Source organism: Paragemmobacter ruber (assembly GCF_009908315.1).
In the GTDB taxonomy this organism is placed as follows: Bacteria; Pseudomonadota; Alphaproteobacteria; order Rhodobacterales; family Rhodobacteraceae; genus Paragemmobacter; species Paragemmobacter ruber.
Window position 1 is genome coordinate 22,621 of sequence record NZ_JAAATW010000005.1, and the last position, 17,238, is coordinate 39,858.

Consider the following 17,238-nt stretch of genomic DNA (forward strand, 5'->3'; position numbering starts at 1 on the left):
CGGGCGCCGGAAGCCACTCTCCCGATCTCACTTCCCGTCACCCCTCAAACCCCCAGCCTTTCCCTCTCTTCGTTCATCGTCTCGCGACCTGTCATGTAGTTCACAGCTGTGAACTCTCGTCCCGCGCGAGCCAGTTCACAGCTGTGAACATTATGCCGCGGTTCGCCGGGACATCAGCGCCATGATCATCGGCCCGCAAGAGAACTCGCCCGCTGCCGCCTTCGATGTCAGCGCGCGGAGGTAGCCACCGGGCGATCGGATATCGGCAAAGCGTTCCAACATGGCAACGACAACGATCGATGCCTGCTCGGGGCCCATGAACCGTTGTGCTTCTTCCCAAGCGGACGCACTGATCCCCATGGCCGGCCGTACATGGCAAGCCGCGTCGAAGAGCTGATGCCAGTGGCGGATATCGCCCTGGTAGAAGGTTTTAAGCGACGGGCAGCCCGCAATCACCAGATGGAGCGGAATCTTTGGCACGCGTCTTGTGTCCGCTTCTTCAACGTCAGCACCAGGTGCATCCGTTTCAACATCTGGCGCGTCGGCTGCCGCCCCGCCTTTTTCTAAGGCAGGTTCAAGATCTATAGATTCTTCATTTGAATTATGATGGTGACGCTCAGTATTGGCACCATTGGTGTTCATTTCTTCTGTTTCAGGCCCATCAATGACGTTGCGTGCGTGATCGAGAAGGGCGTCGAGGTCGGTCCGATATGCGGAGAGCTCCTCAAGCGTGAGCTTGCGGCGCAGGGCGCGCGCAGTAAGGACAGCCTTGTCGCGAAGCTGATCCCAGAGGCCAAGGCCTGGCCGGATCTCCTCTCCAAACTCCGCCACGGCAGCGAGATCGCGCCGCATGAGGCTCACGGCCTCCCGCAGCCGGCGCACACGGTCCTCGGCCTCACGCACGGCCTCTGCGGCCCGTGCCACCTCTTCGGACCGGCAGTAGAGTGGCGAGAGATCAAAGCCGAACGCCACGCGCTCTTCGCCGTGCTTGCGGACATATCGCTTCCCGTTGGGGCTATCGCGCCGCATGAGCAAGCCTGCCTCGACAAGGCGGGCCAGGTGACGGCGCATCGTAGAGCAGGGCATGCCATTCAGCCGCTCGCAGATTGCCTTGTTGGACGGGAAGACGACCATTTCATCGTTCCCACCAAGCGCATCATCCGGAAAGAAGCTGAGAAGCCCCTGCAGAACGGTCAGATCGCGCTCGGAAACGCCAAATGCGGCCTGCGCCTTCGAAAGCTCGCGAAGGAGTTCCCACTTGTTGACGGGCTTGCCCGGAACGGACGCCTCAGGCCGCTCGACCACGCGCAGATGGGCGTGCGAGATCGGCCGCATAAACGGCGAAATCGGTGTGTACTCCATGATGTCAGTTCACGAAGGCATAGAAAGACCGTTCCGCGAATCACATATGACTTGCGGTTTGCGCGCTGGCCCACTACCTTGAAGGTGCTAAGATCAAAGTTGGGGTCTCGTGGAGCGCAAGCTTTGCGGGACCTTTTCTTTAGCCTGTACCGTGCCTCCTTTTTGTTGCTGCTCTGCCTCTCTTCATGTCTCGCGTCTCCAGCGATCATGAAGCTCGTCGAGGACGTCCTGCGCACGGGCGTCGAGCCACTGCGCAAAGGCATCGTCCACATCCGTAAGGTCCAGCCTGACCGCCCGAGCCGACCGCTTTATGGCGCCCGCAGGCGCGCCATCGATCAAAAGAGGCGTCGCTTTGGGTCTCGGCTTCCTGCCAAGAGAAGGACCAGTGGTCTTCTTCACATGGCGGACAACGGCTTCAAATGCCGTGACCGAAGGATCAAGCTGGGGCTCCTCTTCGGCCTGTTCGACTGCAGCCGCTTTGCCTCGGGCATCACTTGCAACACGGCAAAGCTCGTCCATGCCCATGCCGGTATTGGAGAGTTCCTTCGCCAACGATTCCCATCTGGGGCGCCCGATTCCATGAGCCGGTCCAATCGCACGGGCCAAGTCGGTCCCGATCGACTTGGCAACCGAGATCGACATCGACACAGCAGAACGGGTCACATTCAGCACTTCGGCAATCTGAGCCTGCGAACCAAAGCCGTTGGCGAGCAGTTCCTGGGCGAAGAGGGCGCGTTCGATATAGCTCAGATCGCGCCTTCCAGTGTTTTCGGAAACCTGGGCACGCAGCGCGGCCGTGTCGTCCAGGTTCGCGATAAGCGCTCGAACCTTCTTGACCTTGTCGGAGGCACGAATGGCCTCAAGACGGCGGCGTCCATAGACGAGTAGATAGCGATTGGTCTCGGCCGGGTGGCGCCTTACGAGAATGGGGACGGTCTGGCCGTTCTGCTCGATCGACGCACGAAGATCATCCACATCCTTGGGGTCGAGGCGATCCGAATACCTCTCGTCCTCGATCTCGACCGGGTCGAGTTCCCAGACATGATGGGCATCTACGGCATCACGCGCGGAGCGCAGGGCCCGATTGCTTGACATCATGCTGCCCGGGGCAGGGGGCGTCCCCGCTGCTGCCAGACTGTCGAGCATGGACATGCGCTTTTTCTTGCTATCGGTCATCAGCGCCCCCACGTCCTCTGAATGAGCTGGGCAATCTCATCGTTGACGGCATTCAGACTTTCGACTGCCCGGTCATAGGTTGTCCGGGTGAAGGCGCTCCGTTCGACCTCGTACAGAGTCTGCTTTGTCAGGCCGGCATCCGAGATGGCCGTCGACTTGAGCATCGGTGCGTTCAATACCTTGTCTCCGTACATAGTTCGCAGGAAGGCAACGATGCGATTCTGTGGTGCATCCGTCGGCTCGTAGCGGGTCAAGAGATAGCGCATCCAGTCATGCGACATGTCGGCTCCGCTATCGGCGATGACATCCATGAGGTCGGCCGTCATCCTGAGGAACTGGCTCATCGACATCACGTCGAGCATCTCGGGATGGATCGTCACCAGAACGCCCGTCGCGGCAGACAGCGCCGACATGGTCAAGAACCCGAGCTGCGGAGGACAGTCGATAACGACGACATCGTACCGGTCATCGACCTGCGCCAGAGCTTCCTTCACGCGGAAGAAGAACAAGCCCGCGTTGCCGCGAGACAGTGCCCGCGGCGTTTCGTGCTCGAACTCCATGAGTTCGAGGTTTCCGGGAATCAGATCCAAGTTTGGTATGTAGGTCTTGCGGATGACCTGGGCGATCGGAACAGGATCTTCGTAGCGGATCGCATCGTAGAGCGTGCCGCCGTCAAGCAGGTCAAATTCCGGCTGAACCCCGTGCAAGGCCGTGAGCGAGGCCTGCGGATCAAGGTCGATCGCCAAGACACGGTACCCCTTGAGGGCCAACCTTTGAGCAAGATGCGCCGAGGAGGTTGTCTTGCCGCTTCCACCTTTGAAGTTCATTACCCCGATGATCTGAAGATGGTCTCCAGCACGACGACCAGGCAGGTAATCTCCCGGCTTGCGAGCCGTTTTCTCCAGCAGTATCCGTAAGTTATGAATATCTTCGGCCGAGTAGTGCCTCCTGTTCCCCGATGAGACTTCGGGCGACGGCCCCTTGCCATCAAGGTGAAGCTTTCTGAGGTATGAGTCGTTGACGCCCAGCAGAGCAGCAGCTTCACCTGAGGTGAATTTGCGCATGGTCTTAGAAGCATCGGGCGGGAAAAGGCTCTCACGCTGCGAATGTAGTTGCGCCGCCAGCAACTCAGAGTGCTGACGGATCACAGCGTTCAGGTCTTCAGGTGTCTCGGCTCTGCTCATCTGCCCTCTCGCGTCCGTGGCGTGTTCACGGATTTCGGCGTTTAGTCGCCCTTTTCCGTGACTATTGCCGGAGGACTCAGATTCGTGCAAGACCTTTCTAAATCTGGTGTCAGCCGCTGCGGGACGCACAAGAGTAGCCCGGGTACGGGTACAAGCTTGTCGGCGCAACCCATTTGATATACATTACGAAACGTAGATCAACGCAGGAGGTCACGATGCAGGTCGCAAAATGGGGCAACTCGCTCGCCGTCCGCTTGCCCGCGGAGCTTGTCCGGGAACTTGGCCTCAAGGAAGGCGATCAGATCGATCTGGTCAAGGACGACGGCCAGGTCAGAGTCCGTCGTCTGGCGCGCGCGGATGAGGTGCTTACGGGTCTGCGCCGCTTCCGGGGCAAGCTGCCCGCTGCAGAGCGCCTGAGCCGCGATGACGCGCATGAGCGCTGAGTTCGCGGACACGAATGTCGTTCTTTACCTGCTCGACGATGGCCCAAAGGCCGATCGCGCCGAGATTATCCTGGGGCAGGGGCCCCGGATCAGCGTTCAGGTCCTAAACGAGACGCTGGTGAACTGTCGCCGCAAGGCTGGCCTAAGCTGGGAAGAAGCAGGGGCGTTTCTCGAAGGAGTGCGTGCTTTGTGCCCCGTCGAAGACCTGACCCCCCAGACCCATGACGTCGGCCGTGCCTTGGCGGAACGCTACGGCTTCTCGATCTACGACGCGATGATCGTGGCCAGCGCTTTGGTTGCGGGCTGCACCACGCTGTGGAGCGAGGACATGCAAGATGGCCTGCTGGTCGAAGGCCAGCTTCGCATCATCAACCCCTTTGCGTGAGCAGAGAGTTTCTGAGCATGGCGCTGGCCAAAACCTTGTAATCCTTCCATGTCGTGGAGAATTTGCAAGGTATCTCGACTACGCAAGCAGCCCCAGCCTCTCAGCCCTCTCCAGCAGCATCTTCACCGAGGAGGGTTGCCAGCTTGTCCGCCCGCGGGGCGTACGCTCGCGCATCGCTTCCAGTCGAGTGCAGATCGCCTGAAGTGTGATGTCGGGGTCCGCGCCCTTGATGGCGGCGACGATGGCGGGCAGGCGGTCGTTGGTTTCGCGGCGGCCGGCGCGGTCCAGTACCGTCGGCGGTAGGAAGCCGTCCCGAACATAGGCGTTGACCGCGCGCAGAAGCCGACTTTGCGTCCATTGGCGCTCGCGGGGCAGGGGGCCGTTGACGATGCGCAGAACGTCTTCCCAGGCCATGTCGGGCCGCATGCGACGGACATGGGGCACCCAATCCTGCGCCGTCTCGTTCAGGCGTTCGATGTAGCCATCCTCCCGCGCCAGCCGCACCTTGCGCAGTGCGGCCGGATCGCGGGCGCGTAAACCCGGGTTCCCGCCGATCCGCCCCTTGGTGCGCGCCGAGGCCAGCCCCGCCTTGGTGCGTTCCCGGATCAGGGCCCGCTCGAACTCGGCCGCGGCGCCCAGGACCTGCAGTGTGAATTTGCCCTGCGGGGAGGACGTGTCGATCGGGTCCATGAGTGAACGGAAGAAAGCGCCCTTCGCCTCCAGCCGTTCGATCACCTCAAGGAGATGCGAGAGCGACCGCGCCAGCCGGTCTATACGCACGACGACCAGTGTGTCGCCTTTGCTGATCCGCTCCAGCACCCGCGCCAGCACCGGCCGCGCGCGGTTCCCGCCCGAGGCTTGCTCTTCATGGATCTCTGCACAGCCCACGGATTTCAGGGCCTGCGACTGGGGCAGGGGGGTCTGATCCTCGGTCGAGACGCGCGCGTAGCCGATCAGGGGCATCAAAACAGGCCGTTTGCAGTTTCATATAGCGCCAATAAACGACCGTTTGTAAACGGAAGCAAGGGCGCTCTTTGCGGTGCTGTCCATCGAAAAGCCCTTGGTTTCCTGAGGCTGACCACGGTCAGAGAGGTCTCGAAGACCATCGCGCGCGCGTGCTATATACAACTGTGTCGACGCCCCCCAACAAAACCCTATGGTAAAGTGCAAACTGCACGTATTTTGCACATATGAAACCTCAAGCATCCGTCTTGCATGATGATTTCGAGGTACCTCCCATTGCCGTTGGAGAGGTCGATGAGACGTCAGACAACAATCTGTGGTTCCTGCCCGGTCCGATCGAAGAGGAAACCGACGATCTGCCGCCTGGACCACGGGCGGAGCCCCGCGAGATGGCGGTTCTCGACGACTGGCGGAAGGCCGAGGCGGGGCATGCCGCGCGCCTCGCCCGCGTCGCGGGTCGGCTTGGAGCGCTGGATGAACGGCTAAAGCGCGGACCAGAGGGGTGGCGGCACAGACTGGCCCTGATCGAGGCGGCCGACCTGAGTTGGTTCGCCGGGGATCGAGTCGCGCCGGATAGGTTGGCACTGTGGATCTCCATGCGCCTTTCGGGAGTCCAAGACGACACAACAGCGCTGGCGCGGGTGGGGTGGGCGGTGCGGCGCCTGACGGGTGGGCCGGGGCCAGACGTCGACCTGTCTGCCTTCCTGGATCGCCGTGACCCCGAGAACATGGATGATGTGGCAGAACCATTCTCCGATCGAGCCGAGGGGTGGCTGGACCTTATGGCGCAAGCTGACGATCTGCACCCGATCACCCGCGCCTGCATGGGCTTCCACCTTTGGAACCTAGCAGGACTCGGGCAGCACAGTGACCGGATGGAAGCGGCGGTGACCGCCGCACGCATCTCGGCCAGCGAAGGGAGGGGCGCAGTCTTTACGCCGCTGGCGATGGGCGGGGCAGGGGGCCTGCGCGCAGGTGGCTCACAGACTGTCCGTCTGGCGCGCTGGCTCGACGGGATGGAAACAGCAAGCCTGACCGCGATGCGGCACCTCGACGATATCGAAGAATGGTCAGCGCGGGCAGAAATCGAGATGTCACCGCTCTCGGGAAAGACACCGCGGGCGCTGCGCGCTGTACTGACCGAATGGCCCCTCGTCTCGGCCCCCATGGCCGAGACCATGACCGGCGCCAGTCGAGCGGCCGTGCAGCGCAACCTTGCCTGGATGGAAGCGCGGGGTCTGATCCGCGAGATGACAGGCCAGGGGCGATACCGGATGTGGCGCGCGACGAACTAGGGTCGCCGTATCAGGTGTCAGCCATCGGGCAATATGATTGCATCGTCAACGAAGATGGAGCGCGATGAGCGAAGTCCTGTCCTTTCGAAACCGGGCGCCGTCCTATTGAGCCCAACAACGCTCAGCCCACGTCGATGAGCACTGGTCTTCCATCCTCACGCCATTCAGGCAAACCACCTTCCAGCCGCCGCGCGTTTAGACCGTGGCGGCGCAAAGTGGCGACGGCCTGATGGGCATAGACGCAGTATGGGCCGCGGCAATAGGCGACAATCTCGGCGTCATGCGCAAGTGTTGGGAGGATTTGCTCCAACTGCGCCAGGGTGGCGTTCCGCGCACCGGGGATGTGGCCCGCAGCGTATTCGTCGGAGGGCCGGACATCGAGAACAGTGACAGAGCCTTCCGCGAGCCGTGCGGCGAGGACCGCGCGACTGACCGGTTCGGGCGCGTCATAGCCGCCCGAGAGGCCCCGCAGGATGCGCTCGACTTGTGCCAGGTTACGTTCGGCCACGATGCGCAAAAGGTCCATGAGCGCGAGCGTCTTCGCGTCGGTCAGCCGGTAGATCACTGCTTTGCCGTCACGGCGGCTGGTGACGAGAGCGGCCCGTCGCAACTGTTGCAGGTGCTGCGAGCAGTTGGCGATGGTCAGGCCGGTCTTGTCGGCCAGTGCCTCCACCCCGCGCTCGCCTTGCGCCAGTTGTTCCAGCAGCATCAGACGCGCCGGTGCCGACAGGGCGCGCGCGACGAGGGCGTATTCCTCCAACAGGGCCAGCTTCGGGCTGATTGACAAGGACTGTCTCCTGACGCTACATCATTCAAGCGATAACTTGAATAATAGCGATTCCAGCGCGCCCCACAAGCCCCAAGGCCAGCGATCCATGTCCGAGACCATCCTTGCCACCGAGGCTACCATCCGTCTTGCCATCTTTCTGGGTGTTCTGGCGGCAATGGCGCTTTGGGAAGTGGCAGCCCCCCGTCGCAGACGGGAGATCCCGCGGGTGATCCGCTGGACCAATAATCTTGCGCTCGTGGTGGTCGATACGGTCATCCTGCGGCTGTCGTTCCCGATCCTCGCTGTCGGGCTGGCCGTCATGGCCGAGGATCGCGGCTGGGGCCTGTTTAACAATCTCGATGTGCCAGTCTGGGTCGCAATCATCGTCTCGATGCTGCTGCTCGATCTGGCGATCTACCTTCAGCACGTGATGTTCCACGCCGTGCCCGGGCTCTGGCGGCTGCACCGGATGCACCACGCCGATCTCGATTTCGACGCAACCACGGGACTGCGTTTCCATCCCGTGGAAATCCTCATTTCAATGGGGATCAAGCTGGCAGTGGTCGCGGCGCTCGGCCCGCCCGCCGTCGCGGTGCTGCTCTTCGAGGTGGTCCTGAACGCCACCGCGCTGTTCAACCACGCCAATATCGACCTGCCACGCCCGGTGGACCGCGTGCTGCGCCTGTTCGTCGTGACGCCGGACATGCACCGCGTCCACCATTCCAAAGACCCGCGCGAGACCAACTCGAACTACGGCTTCAACTTGCCGTGGTGGGACCGGCTGCTCGGGACCTACATCGCTCAGCCCGCCAAGGGGCACGAAGGGATGGAAATCGGTATCGAACAGTTTCGTACACAGCGTGATTTGTGGCTCGACCAGATGCTGGCTCAACCCCTTCGTGGACCAGCGAGCGGCTACGCCCTCGATCCAAATTCCGGGCTGAAGGATCCCGCAGAATGATTTTACGTCTGTCTTCGTCGGGAGTGCCGCGCTGATTGCGCCAGATCGAACTTACGCCTACAGTGGCGGCGTTTGGTGCCCGCCGCTTTTCGTGGCGGGATAATCGGGAACGCAGTGAAATCCTGCGACGTGCCCAACGCTGTAAGGTGGATGGGGCTGCATTTGCCACTGGTCGAATGACCGGGAAGGCGCAGCACCCGCGGGAAGCCAAGTCAGAAGACCGGCCAGACGAAACAGGACGCGCCGAAGGCCGGCGGCGCGCCCGTTTCGACGAAGGGGGACCGTCATGTCCGTTTCTGCCTCTCCAGTCGCGGCCGGAGCCTTCAGCGAAAGCGAGCGCGCTGCCGTCTATCGCGCTATCTTCTCGCGCCGCGACGTGCGCTCGCAATTTACGGACACACCCGTGGACAAAGATGTTCTGATGCGCATTTTGACGGCTGCCCATCATGCGCCTTCGGTTGGGTTCATGCAGCCGTGGAACTTCATCATTGTCCGGGATGCCGGTGTGAAAGGTCGGGTTCAGGCCGCCTTTGCCGATGCAAACGCTGAAGCCGAAGCGATGTTCGGACCTGACCGCCGTCCGCTCTATTCCAGCCTGAAGCTTGAAGGCATCCTGCAAGCGCCGGTCAGCATCTGTGTCACTTGCGATCGCGCGCGTGGCGGCCCTGTTGTGCTTGGTCGCACCCACGCGCCCGAGATGGACCTTTATTCGACCGTCTGTGCTGTTCAGAACCTCTGGCTGGCGGCTCGGTCGGAAGGGATTGGTGTGGGTTGGGTCAGCATCTTTCGGTCGGGCGCGTTAAGCGAGATCCTTGGCCTGCCCGAAAGCGTTGTTCCCGTGGCCTGGCTTTGCCTCGGCTACGTCGAGGAGCTTTACGACCAGCCCGAATTGGCGGCTAAGGGTTGGGCAAGCCGCCTGCCGCTGGAGCAGTTGATCTATTGCGACGCTTGGGGTCAGTGCGAGGGGGCACGGGATGTCCCGTCAGACGTGACGCCGCCTGCTTGCTAGTATCGCGGCAGGCCGCATGGTGCCCTGTGAAAGGATTGCCTTCCGTCATGCGCGACTGGCATTTTCCCTTGCCGCCACGACGCTGATCACCACCCAGATCGCCAGGCGCAGCGCCATCGCACCCATCGTCCGCGCCTCGTATGCAGTCCCGCGCCAGACCTCCAAGAGAAACACCGCAAAGATCGCTCCGGTCGCAAGGGTGATGGCGATGGCAAGGCCGGGTGCCCAGCCAGTCCTATACCAAAGCCCCAGACCCGCGATGATGTAGGCAAACCCTGCTAGGAAGTTGAACCACAGAACGAACGGGACGACGGCCCCCATGTCGGCGCCACCAAAAAGGGCGCGGCCTCCAGAAACGATGGTCAGGAGACCGAAGACGATTGCGACAACGGCGACGGCCGTCAGGGGCTTTCTGCGGGCGGGCATGGCCTTCTCCTTGGTTCAGCTGTCCACGAGACGACCATCGCGCAGGTGGATCAGGCGGTCGAAACGGTCGAAGATCTTTTCATCATGCGTCACGGCGATGATGCAGGCCTTCTGGTCGCTGGCGAGCTTTCGCAGAAGGTCCATCACAAGCTGCGCCCGACCACTGTCCAACGCAGCCGTGGGTTCATCGGCCAGGATGATCCGGGGGCGGTTCGCCAGCGCGCGGGCAATGGCGACGCGTTGCGCTTCGCCCCCGGAAAGCAGGGCCGGCTTCACCTTGGCCCGATGCCCGACTTCAAGGTAATCAAGCAGTTCGCGTGCCCGTTCGCGGCCTCTTTCGGCAGGCCAGCCCGCAAGGTCCAGCACGACCGAGACGTTCTCTTCGGCGGTCAGAAAGGGCAACAGGTTGTGCGCCTGAAAGATAAAGCCGATCTTGTCCAGGCGCAGCCGTCGCAGATCGCTGCGGAGCCATTTGCCGTCGAACACCGCATCGCCATCCAGTTCGACCCGGCCCGCAGTCGGGGCAAGAATGCAGCCGATCACGTTCAGCAGCGTCGTCTTGCCCGAACCGGACGGGCCCAGCAGCGCGATGACTTCGCCGACATGCACCCGCAGATCCACGGACCGCAAGGCATCGACACGGGTTTCGCCTTCGCCATAATGCTTGGCGACGCCCCGCACATCGACCAGAATGTCGCCCGACGCCATGGGTCAGCCCCCGAGCGCTGTGGCAGGGTCAACCTTCAGCGCCGCGCGGACGCCAAGACCCGAGGCAACAAGGCAGACCATCAGGATGATGCCGGTCAGCACCAGCGCGTTGAACGGCTCAAGCACAACGCGTCGGGGAAAGCTGTCCTTGACCAGAAAGATCAGGGCCAGCCCGATCGCAAGGCCAGAGATGCCAAGGATCAGCGCCTGTTGCACGATCAGGCCCACGATGGTTCGATCCGGGGCGCCGATCAGCTTCAGGGTAGCGATCTGCTTCAGCTTCTCCATGGTCATAGTGTAGATGATAAGGGCGATCACCACGGCGCTGACAGACAGCAGGATCCCCAGGAACAGCCCGATCTGGCGCCGCGCCCGGTCCACCACCGAGGCAAGCAGAAGCTGCTCCTGTTCACCTTGGCTGAGGGCGGAGAGGTGTTTCCATTGCCGAACTGTCGCGGTCAGAAGCGCCACATCTGCACCGGGCTGCAGCCGGGCAACAACGGCGGCCACCGTCGGTGGGCGCAGGCCACCATCGCCCCGGGCCGCCTGCACCCGGGCAGCGGCCGGGTCCATCGCCGTCTGCAACGTCAATGCATCAGCCAAAGTCACATAGACCGCCGGATCGCCGCCTGAGTTCATCGCATCCTCGACCAATCCCACGACGGTAAAGCGGTCGCGTCCCAGCCGGATGGTCTCTCCGGCCACCAGACCCGTCTTGCGATCTGACAGCAGTTCAAAGTGGCTTCTGCCCAGCCCCCGCCCTTCGGCAATGCGCTGCGGTCCGCCGGGACGACCGGGTTCAAAGCCGATGACATAGAGCCGCAAGGTCTTGCCGGCATGGCTGGCCTCGATCGTCTGGTAGGTGATGGCCCCGGCCTCAGCTACTCCGGGCATGCGGGCCACGGCGTCCCGGGTCGTGGCCGGGATGCTTGACGCTTCGGCAAAGGGGCCCTGTGTGCCAGCCTCGACCACCCAGACATCAGCGGCAGGGGCCTTCACGACGGCCAGGGCATCGGCGACAAGGCCGTTGTAGATGCCGATCATCGCGAGCACGACCGTCATCAGAAGCCCAAGTCCCAAACAGGTCAGGACAAAGCGGAAGAGACCGTGGCGGATATCCTTGATGGCAAGGTTCATGGCGCGGCTCCGATGCGGGCAGGCCGACCTTCATCCACGCCTTGCAGCGGGACGGCCACGACCTGCGCAGCATCGGGCAACCCGCCCGTCACTTCCACCCGGCCCCGGTCGTCACGCGCGCCGAATGTCAGGTCGGCGCGCGAAAGCCTCCCGTCCTGGACGATCCAGACCGTGCCGCGATACCCGTCGAAGCCCATAATCGCCACTTCAGGCACCATCAGGGCCGTGGCGCGTGTGGCAGTCAGGATGCGCACCTCGGCTTGTTCGCCCAGAAACATCTGCGGCGGGCAATCCGAGCAGGTCAGCCAGACGCGGCGTTCCTCATTCACCCGGTCGCTTTCCACTCCGATGCGGGTGATCGTGCCCATGAATTCGCTGGCAGGCTGAGACCGCAGACGGATGGTGCCGGGCTGGCCAAGGGCCAGCTGACCAGCGCGTTCTTCGTCAATGTAGGCCTGAATCCAAATCGTATCGGGGTCGATCAGGGTAAAGATCGGATCGCCTGACCGAACCACGGCCCCGGTTTCGGCCAGGCGTGTCACAACCAGCGCATCAAAGGGCGCGGTCAAGCGGTGACGGTCCAGCAGCGTCTGTTCAAGTTGCAGAGCAGCGACTGCATCCTGCCCTTGAGCGCGAATGACGGCGAGTTCCGCTTCGGCAACTTTCACGTCAGCACGAGCGACGTCTTCATCTCGCTGCGCCTCCTCCGCGCGCTGGATGGATGCGGCTTCCTGTCGGGTCAACTCGGCCTGCCGGCGGTTGGCCGCCTCGCGCTGCGCCAGGATTGCCGTGGCGCGGAGGACAGCCGCTTCGGCCTTGGCCTGATTGGCAGCATTCGCCGCCACGGCGGCCTGGGCACGCGCGAGCCGCGCCTCCTGCTCATCCTGATTCAGCGCGGCTAGCGCTTGCCCCTGTGCCACGCGGTCACCTGCATCGACCGTAAGCGACATCAGTGTTCCGCTGGACTCAAATCCTACGCGCGCCAGTACCCTCGCCTCGACGGTTCCGAGCCCGTAGATGCGAAGGGCCACATCGGTTTCGGGCTGCACGACCGCCACCGTCAACGGACGCTCGGTCAGGTACATCGCTCCTGCACCGATGCTCAGGGTCGCCACCACCGCGATGATCCAGATGGTCCGCATCGGTCAGCCTCCTTCCACCCCAAGCAGGTGCAGCTGGACATCCAGAAGGCGCAGCCCTTCGGCCTGCAGGCCAAAGTCGCGCGCGCCCAGTGACCAGCGGATCGCCACCCCCTGCACCAGGGAAGTCAGCAAGACCGCCACATCCGCTGCTGCAACGTCATCGCGCAGGGTATGGGACTGCTGGCCCAGCTCGACTTCGCGCATAAGATGGCCATGGAAAGCGGTCAGCCGCCCGTGGAATGCCGTGCGCAGGGCCGCGTTCTCGACATTCAGTTCGCGGGAAAACAGCAGCATGGGCATCGCGGGTGTTGCTGCGATCTGGTCCAGTTGCGCCCGGATCAGGGCCCTGATCCTGTCAACCGGCAGCTCACTCAGTGCCACAGCCGCATTCCAGGCATGGGTCAGCGTTTCGGCCACCTGGTCGGCCGCGGCACTCCACATTGCAGCCTTTGTTGGAAAATGCCTGAACAGGGCAGCCTGCGTCACGCCGACTTCGTTGGCGACGGCGCCTGTCGTCACCCGGTCCGGGCCGATCTGGTCGGCCAAGGCTAGGATCGTTGCCACGATTTCGGCCTTGCGGAGATCTGACGTCTTGCGCATCGATTCATCCAAGAAAGTAAGTGATTAATCACTTACATAATCGGATGAAGGAGTCAACGTTCCAAGTCAGACGATCGGTCCCGCACCGGAAAGCGAGAACTCGACAGGATCGTTCCTGCCTCGTCGACCGTGAACCGGAGGGCGCGATTAATGTAACGGAACGTCAGGCGCCAGCGTCCCGCGTCCGTCCCCACCCCGGCCTCGCAGATCGATGTCAGGGCGCCGGTGCGCATCGACTCGCGAACGTCGGACTCGGTCAGTCCGAATGCTTCGGCGAGCAAGATTGCCGGGACGACAAAGCCTGCACCGTCACGTTCCACCTGCGTCATTGCGACACCACGAGGTTCTTTGGCAGCGGGGGCAGGGCGATATCGGCCAGTGTCGATCGGTCGAGATCCGTGAGAAAAGCTGCTTCCGCAGAACGCAGACGCGCCTTGAGCCGACAGCGCGTGTCTATCGAACAGGCACCCCCATCGGCCCCGAAACACTCGACCAAGGGCTGCCCTTCTTCCAACAACCGGATGACCTGGCCAAGCCGGATCTCGGACGCCGGTCGGGCCAGCACGGCACCACCGCCGCCGCCGCGCCGGGTTTCGATCAGGCCTGCGCGCGCCAGATGCTGGATGATCTTGGCCAGATGATTGCGGGACAGGCCCAAGGCTTCGGCCAGTTCGGCCGTGGAGATGGCGCGCGACGGATCGGCGGCCATTCGCATCAGCATCCGTAGCCCGAAGTCGGTGAAGGAGGTCAGCCGCATGAGGTCGGTTTCCTTGAATAGGTATTTACAATACCAATTAGCAGGCCTAAGCCAAAGCGCAAGACGGAGACTCAGATGTCCAGCGCAACTGTCAGCTTGTCCATCCCGACAACCAGGCCGGAAGTGACGGCCGCCCTTATGGTAGAGACGGGTCTTAGCCCCGATGTTCTGCGCGATCTGGTACACCGCTTTTACGGCTGTGTCCGTGCCGATGCCGTTCTGGGGCCGATCTTTGCGGCCCGCATCACCGATTGGGCCGTGCATCTTGAGCGGATGGTGACGTTCTGGTCTTCGGTCGCCTTGATGACCGGGCAGTATCATGGCCGGCCGGTGCCCGCGCATACTCCGTTGCCGATCAATGCGGCACATTTTGACCGCTGGCTTGCGCTGTTCCGCGCGACAGCTGTTGATACTTGCACGCCCGCGGGTGCCTTGCACCTGATCGAGCGCGCCGAGCGGATCGCCCATTCCCTGCACATCGCCGTTCAGTCAGCCCAAAGCGACCCCGTCGCCCCACCCAAACTGTTCTTCTGACAGGAGACCTCACATGACCGAAGCTGCAGCGCCGTCCGAGCCGACCGCCCTGACCCGGCACATCGAGGAGCGCTACCATGCCCGCCACAGGGAGCAGCTGCCGCAACTGGTGGCAATGGCCGAGCGTGTCGAGGACGTGCACTTCGGCGACGTGGGCGTGCCGGACGGACTGTCGGCCTTGCTGCACCAGATGCTCGGCGAATTGGAGGTGCATATGAAGAAAGAGGAACTGATCCTGTTTCCCGCGATCCGCAAGGGCGGGATGCCCGGCATCGAGACTCCGATCGCGGTGATGCGCGCCGATCATGCCGGGCATGACCGCGAGCTGGCCGAGATCCTCCGACTGACCGCAAACCTGACCTTGCCCGACGGGGCCTGCGGCACCTGGACCGGGCTTTACCGTGGACTGGATGAGTTCGCCCGTGACCTGACCGAGCACATGCGGCTGGAGAACGACGTGCTGTTCCCGCAGTTCGAGGCGGAGCGGCGCGCCGATGTCTGAGCCGGGCCCATTCGCCTCGTCCCCCTGCATGGCTTGCGAGATCGCCCCGGACTACTTCGATCCGTTGGCTGTGGACCAAGAGCAGGCGCGCGACGTCGCCCGCTGGCGCAAGGCCGAGCGCGCGCGATTGCTCGCAGACCGTCAGGCCCTGTCCGTGTCGCAGCGTCGTGCAGCGGCAGACATGATTGCCGCGCGTGTCGATACCCTCCTTGCTGAACGTTTCCCGAGCGTCGACGGGCTGACGCTCTCGGCTTGGTGGCCGATCAAGGCGGAACTGAACTTGCGGCCCTGGCTGGAAAGCCTGCTCGCACGCGGCGCGCGCGTCACATTGCCCGTGGTCACAGCGCCCTCTGCACCACTGGCGTTCCGCCTATGGACGCCGGATTGCAGGATGGTGCAGGGCTTCTGGAAGATCCCGGTCCCGGCTGACGGGCCAGAGGTGGTGCCTGACCTGACCCTTGCCCCCTTGGTGGGCTGGGACCCAGCAGGGTTTCGGCTGGGCTACGGCGGGGGGTACTTTGACCGCACGCTCGCCGTGCTGTCGCCTCGCCCGATGACAATCGGTATCGGTCTGCAATCTGCCCGGCTTGCCACCATCTTTCCCCAACCCCACGACATCGCACTGGACGTCATCCTGACCGAGGCCGGGGTCCAGTACGAACAGAAGGACGCATGATGACCACCACTGCCGAACAGATGCGCGCCTGGACCGGCCCTGCGATCCTGACCTACGGGTTCCGGCCATTCTTCTTCGGGGCCGCGATCTGGACTGCGCTGGCCATGACGCTATGGGTGCCGATGCTGTCGGGTCATCTGACGCTGCCCACTGCCTTTGACCCAGTCAGCTGGCACGCGCACGAATTCCTGTTCGGCTACCTCGGCGCGGTGATCGCGGGGTTTCTCTTGACCGCTGTGCCAAACTGGACAGGCCGGTTGCCCATCGTGGGCTGGCCGCTTGGCGGGCTGTTCCTTCTGTGGCTGGCCGGGCGCGTGGCAGTTGCCATGTCGGGCACCCTGCCTGCCGGGGTGGCGGCGACGGTCGATCTGTCCTTTCCGCTGGTTCTGGCCGCGGCCATTGGGCGTGAGATCATGGCGGGCAAGAACTGGCGCAATCTGATCGTGCTGGCGATGCTGGCGGTCTTTGCCCTTGGCAACGGACTGTACCACTGGGAGGCGGCGCGGGGGGATTATGCCGCCCAAGGTTATGGCCTGCGTCTGGGGTTGGCGGCGGGTGTCATGATGATCGCGGTCATCGGTGGGCGGATTGTACCGTCCTTTACCCGCAACTGGCTGGTGCGGCGCGGGCCGGGAAAACTGCCCGCCCCGCCGATGCAGGGGTTCGACAAGGTGGCCCTGCTGGCTCTCTTGGCGGCGCTGCTCATGTGGGTCGCGCTGCCGACGTCCTTGGTGACCGCCGTCTTGCTGGGGCTGGCAGGTGCTCTGCATGCTATCCGACTGGCGCGATGGGCGGGCATCCGCACGGCGGCGGAGCCACTCGTCCTGGTGCTGCATGCTGGTTATGCTTTCCTGCCTCTGGGGGCCATCGCGCTCTCGGCCGATATCCTAATGCCGGATGTCTTCGGCATGGCCGCAGCACAGCATCTCTGGATGGGCGGCGCTGTCGGGTTGATGACACTCGCGGTGATGACGCGGGCAACCCTGGGCCATACTGGGCAAGAGTTGCACGCAGGCCCCGGCACAGTGGCGATCTATCTGGCGCTGGTCACCGCTGTCCTGGCGCGCGTGGCCGCGGGAGTCTGGACCGATGAGGCGATGGCGCTGCACAGCCTGGCTGGAGTGGCTTGGACCTGCGCCTTTGGCGGCTTTGCCGTTCTGTACGGGCGGTTTCTGCTGCGCCTGCCGCCTGCGAAACGGCTCTGACCGG

General features: G+C 63.2%; 21 protein-coding genes and 1 riboswitch. Of the genes, 9 read left to right on the forward strand and 12 right to left on the reverse strand.

Annotated features, from left to right (window positions below; genetic code table 11):
• Positions 1 to 150 precede the first annotated feature (150 nt).
• From repC to repA, 3 genes are all read right to left on the reverse strand, one after another.
• Positions 151 to 1,362 carry a plasmid replication protein RepC gene (gene repC, locus GU920_RS17635; RefSeq protein WP_161768445.1) on the reverse strand — a complete coding sequence of 404 codons (1,212 nt, stop codon included), beginning with the start codon at positions 1,360 to 1,362 and terminating at the stop codon, positions 151 to 153.
• Between the two features lie 183 nt (positions 1,363 to 1,545).
• Positions 1,546 to 2,538, reverse strand: coding sequence for a plasmid partitioning protein RepB (gene repB / locus GU920_RS17640; protein WP_161768446.1), 993 nt, complete (start codon positions 2,536 to 2,538; stop codon positions 1,546 to 1,548).
• Positions 2,538 to 3,722, reverse strand: coding sequence for a plasmid partitioning protein RepA (gene repA, locus GU920_RS17645; protein ID WP_161762939.1), 1,185 nt, complete (start codon positions 3,720 to 3,722; stop codon positions 2,538 to 2,540). The genes repB and repA overlap by 1 nt, the downstream gene beginning before the upstream one ends.
• A gap of 215 nt (positions 3,723 to 3,937) precedes the next feature.
• Between repA and GU920_RS17650 the strand changes: the two genes are divergently transcribed.
• Both GU920_RS17650 and GU920_RS17655 read left to right on the forward strand, forming a co-directional pair.
• Positions 3,938 to 4,165: an AbrB/MazE/SpoVT family DNA-binding domain-containing protein gene (locus GU920_RS17650; RefSeq protein WP_018065893.1), complete on the forward strand. Its 228-nt coding sequence runs from the start codon at positions 3,938 to 3,940 to the stop codon at positions 4,163 to 4,165.
• Entirely contained in the window at positions 4,155 to 4,550 is a 396-nt protein-coding gene (locus GU920_RS17655) for a PIN domain-containing protein (protein ID WP_161768447.1), read from the forward strand. Before GU920_RS17650 ends, GU920_RS17655 begins: the two co-directional genes overlap by 11 nt.
• A 78-nt stretch (positions 4,551 to 4,628) precedes the next feature.
• On the opposite strand, the gene GU920_RS17660 is transcribed toward GU920_RS17655, so the two are convergent.
• The gene (locus tag GU920_RS17660) at positions 4,629 to 5,513 is read right to left on the reverse strand and encodes a recombinase family protein (protein ID WP_161768448.1); all 885 of its coding nucleotides are present in this window, start codon (positions 5,511 to 5,513) and stop codon (positions 4,629 to 4,631) included.
• Positions 5,514 to 5,740: 227 nt separating this feature from the next.
• On the opposite strand from GU920_RS17660, the gene GU920_RS17665 reads away from it, so the two are divergent.
• Complete coding sequence (locus tag GU920_RS17665) at positions 5,741 to 6,808, forward strand: hypothetical protein (RefSeq protein ID WP_201744230.1); 1,068 nt, start codon at positions 5,741 to 5,743, stop codon at positions 6,806 to 6,808.
• Between the two features lie 121 nt (positions 6,809 to 6,929).
• Here GU920_RS17665 and GU920_RS17670 read toward each other — a convergent pair whose 3' ends face one another.
• A complete protein-coding gene (locus tag GU920_RS17670) occupies positions 6,930 to 7,595 on the reverse strand; it encodes an ArsR/SmtB family transcription factor (protein ID WP_161768450.1) in 666 nt (221 codons plus the stop codon).
• Positions 7,596 to 7,683: 88 nt separating this feature from the next.
• On the opposite strand from GU920_RS17670, the gene GU920_RS17675 reads away from it, so the two are divergent.
• Positions 7,684 to 8,538 (forward strand): sterol desaturase family protein, encoded by an 855-nt coding sequence (locus GU920_RS17675; RefSeq protein WP_161768451.1) that lies wholly within the window; start codon positions 7,684 to 7,686, stop codon positions 8,536 to 8,538.
• Positions 8,539 to 8,594: 56 nt separating this feature from the next.
• Positions 8,595 to 8,781: riboswitch (cobalamin riboswitch) on the forward strand.
• A gap of 43 nt (positions 8,782 to 8,824) precedes the next feature.
• A complete protein-coding gene (bluB, locus tag GU920_RS17680) occupies positions 8,825 to 9,547 on the forward strand; it encodes a 5,6-dimethylbenzimidazole synthase (protein ID WP_161768452.1) in 723 nt (240 codons plus the stop codon).
• Positions 9,548 to 9,592: 45 nt separating this feature from the next.
• On the opposite strand, the gene GU920_RS17685 is transcribed toward bluB, so the two are convergent.
• Genes GU920_RS17685 through GU920_RS17715 form a run of 7 tightly spaced genes read right to left on the reverse strand, consistent with a single transcriptional unit; the run spans position 9,593 to position 14,317 of the window.
• Complete coding sequence (locus GU920_RS17685; protein ID WP_161768453.1) at positions 9,593 to 9,973, reverse strand: hypothetical protein; 381 nt, start codon at positions 9,971 to 9,973, stop codon at positions 9,593 to 9,595.
• A gap of 15 nt (positions 9,974 to 9,988) precedes the next feature.
• A complete protein-coding gene (locus tag GU920_RS17690) occupies positions 9,989 to 10,681 on the reverse strand; it encodes an ABC transporter ATP-binding protein (RefSeq protein ID WP_161768454.1) in 693 nt (230 codons plus the stop codon).
• Positions 10,682 to 10,684: 3 nt separating this feature from the next.
• Positions 10,685 to 11,818: an ABC transporter permease gene (locus GU920_RS17695; RefSeq protein ID WP_161768455.1), complete on the reverse strand. Its 1,134-nt coding sequence runs from the start codon at positions 11,816 to 11,818 to the stop codon at positions 10,685 to 10,687.
• Positions 11,815 to 12,960: an efflux RND transporter periplasmic adaptor subunit gene (locus tag GU920_RS17700; protein WP_161768456.1), complete on the reverse strand. Its 1,146-nt coding sequence runs from the start codon at positions 12,958 to 12,960 to the stop codon at positions 11,815 to 11,817. The genes GU920_RS17695 and GU920_RS17700 overlap by 4 nt, the downstream gene beginning before the upstream one ends.
• A gap of 3 nt (positions 12,961 to 12,963) precedes the next feature.
• Positions 12,964 to 13,572, reverse strand: coding sequence for a TetR/AcrR family transcriptional regulator (locus tag GU920_RS17705; RefSeq protein WP_235933385.1), 609 nt, complete (start codon positions 13,570 to 13,572; stop codon positions 12,964 to 12,966).
• Positions 13,573 to 13,613: 41 nt separating this feature from the next.
• Positions 13,614 to 13,889, reverse strand: a complete 276-nt coding sequence (locus tag GU920_RS17710) for a DUF6522 family protein (RefSeq protein ID WP_161768457.1) — start codon at positions 13,887 to 13,889, stop codon at positions 13,614 to 13,616.
• On the reverse strand, positions 13,886 to 14,317 hold the full coding sequence (locus GU920_RS17715; RefSeq protein WP_134078522.1) for an Rrf2 family transcriptional regulator: 432 nt from the start codon (positions 14,315 to 14,317) through the stop codon (positions 13,886 to 13,888). The genes GU920_RS17710 and GU920_RS17715 overlap by 4 nt, the downstream gene beginning before the upstream one ends.
• Before the next feature lie 75 nt (positions 14,318 to 14,392).
• Between GU920_RS17715 and GU920_RS17720 the strand changes: the two genes are divergently transcribed.
• The 4 genes from GU920_RS17720 to GU920_RS17735 are packed head-to-tail and all read left to right on the forward strand — an operon-like array spanning position 14,393 to position 17,234.
• A complete protein-coding gene (locus GU920_RS17720) occupies positions 14,393 to 14,851 on the forward strand; it encodes a group III truncated hemoglobin (protein WP_161768458.1) in 459 nt (152 codons plus the stop codon).
• 13 nt (positions 14,852 to 14,864) lie between these two features.
• The gene (locus tag GU920_RS17725; RefSeq protein ID WP_161768459.1) at positions 14,865 to 15,353 is read left to right on the forward strand and encodes a hemerythrin domain-containing protein; all 489 of its coding nucleotides are present in this window, start codon (positions 14,865 to 14,867) and stop codon (positions 15,351 to 15,353) included.
• 28 nt (positions 15,354 to 15,381) lie between these two features.
• The gene (locus GU920_RS17730; protein ID WP_235933386.1) at positions 15,382 to 16,029 is read left to right on the forward strand and encodes a 5-formyltetrahydrofolate cyclo-ligase; all 648 of its coding nucleotides are present in this window, start codon (positions 15,382 to 15,384) and stop codon (positions 16,027 to 16,029) included.
• The gene (locus GU920_RS17735; protein ID WP_161768526.1) at positions 16,029 to 17,234 is read left to right on the forward strand and encodes an NnrS family protein; all 1,206 of its coding nucleotides are present in this window, start codon (positions 16,029 to 16,031) and stop codon (positions 17,232 to 17,234) included. The genes GU920_RS17730 and GU920_RS17735 overlap by 1 nt, the downstream gene beginning before the upstream one ends.
• The last annotated feature ends 4 nt before the right edge of the window (positions 17,235 to 17,238 follow it).

Excerpts from the sequence above, each read along its gene's own strand:
- repC (WP_161768445.1), bottom strand. The coding sequence starts at position 1,362 with ATGGAGTACACACCGATTTCGCCGTTTATGCGGCCGATCTCGCACGCC.
- repB (WP_161768446.1), bottom strand. The coding sequence starts at position 2,538 with ATGACCGATAGCAAGAAAAAGCGCATGTCCATGCTCGACAGTCTGGCA.
- repA (WP_161762939.1), bottom strand. The coding sequence starts at position 3,722 with ATGAGCAGAGCCGAGACACCTGAAGACCTGAACGCTGTGATCCGTCAG.
- GU920_RS17650 (WP_018065893.1), top strand. The coding sequence starts at position 3,938 with ATGCAGGTCGCAAAATGGGGCAACTCGCTCGCCGTCCGCTTGCCCGCG.
- GU920_RS17655 (WP_161768447.1), top strand. The coding sequence starts at position 4,155 with ATGAGCGCTGAGTTCGCGGACACGAATGTCGTTCTTTACCTGCTCGAC.
- GU920_RS17660 (WP_161768448.1), bottom strand. The coding sequence starts at position 5,513 with ATGCCCCTGATCGGCTACGCGCGCGTCTCGACCGAGGATCAGACCCCC.
- GU920_RS17665 (WP_201744230.1), top strand. The coding sequence starts at position 5,741 with ATGAAACCTCAAGCATCCGTCTTGCATGATGATTTCGAGGTACCTCCC.
- GU920_RS17675 (WP_161768451.1), top strand. The coding sequence starts at position 7,684 with ATGTCCGAGACCATCCTTGCCACCGAGGCTACCATCCGTCTTGCCATC.
- bluB (WP_161768452.1), top strand. The coding sequence starts at position 8,825 with ATGTCCGTTTCTGCCTCTCCAGTCGCGGCCGGAGCCTTCAGCGAAAGC.
- GU920_RS17685 (WP_161768453.1), bottom strand. The coding sequence starts at position 9,973 with ATGCCCGCCCGCAGAAAGCCCCTGACGGCCGTCGCCGTTGTCGCAATC.
- GU920_RS17690 (WP_161768454.1), bottom strand. The coding sequence starts at position 10,681 with ATGGCGTCGGGCGACATTCTGGTCGATGTGCGGGGCGTCGCCAAGCAT.
- GU920_RS17695 (WP_161768455.1), bottom strand. The coding sequence starts at position 11,818 with ATGAACCTTGCCATCAAGGATATCCGCCACGGTCTCTTCCGCTTTGTC.
- GU920_RS17700 (WP_161768456.1), bottom strand. The coding sequence starts at position 12,960 with ATGCGGACCATCTGGATCATCGCGGTGGTGGCGACCCTGAGCATCGGT.
- GU920_RS17710 (WP_161768457.1), bottom strand. The coding sequence starts at position 13,889 with ATGACGCAGGTGGAACGTGACGGTGCAGGCTTTGTCGTCCCGGCAATC.
- GU920_RS17715 (WP_134078522.1), bottom strand. The coding sequence starts at position 14,317 with ATGCGGCTGACCTCCTTCACCGACTTCGGGCTACGGATGCTGATGCGA.
- GU920_RS17720 (WP_161768458.1), top strand. The coding sequence starts at position 14,393 with ATGTCCAGCGCAACTGTCAGCTTGTCCATCCCGACAACCAGGCCGGAA.
- GU920_RS17725 (WP_161768459.1), top strand. The coding sequence starts at position 14,865 with ATGACCGAAGCTGCAGCGCCGTCCGAGCCGACCGCCCTGACCCGGCAC.
- GU920_RS17730 (WP_235933386.1), top strand. The coding sequence starts at position 15,382 with ATGGCTTGCGAGATCGCCCCGGACTACTTCGATCCGTTGGCTGTGGAC.
- GU920_RS17735 (WP_161768526.1), top strand. The coding sequence starts at position 16,029 with ATGACCACCACTGCCGAACAGATGCGCGCCTGGACCGGCCCTGCGATC.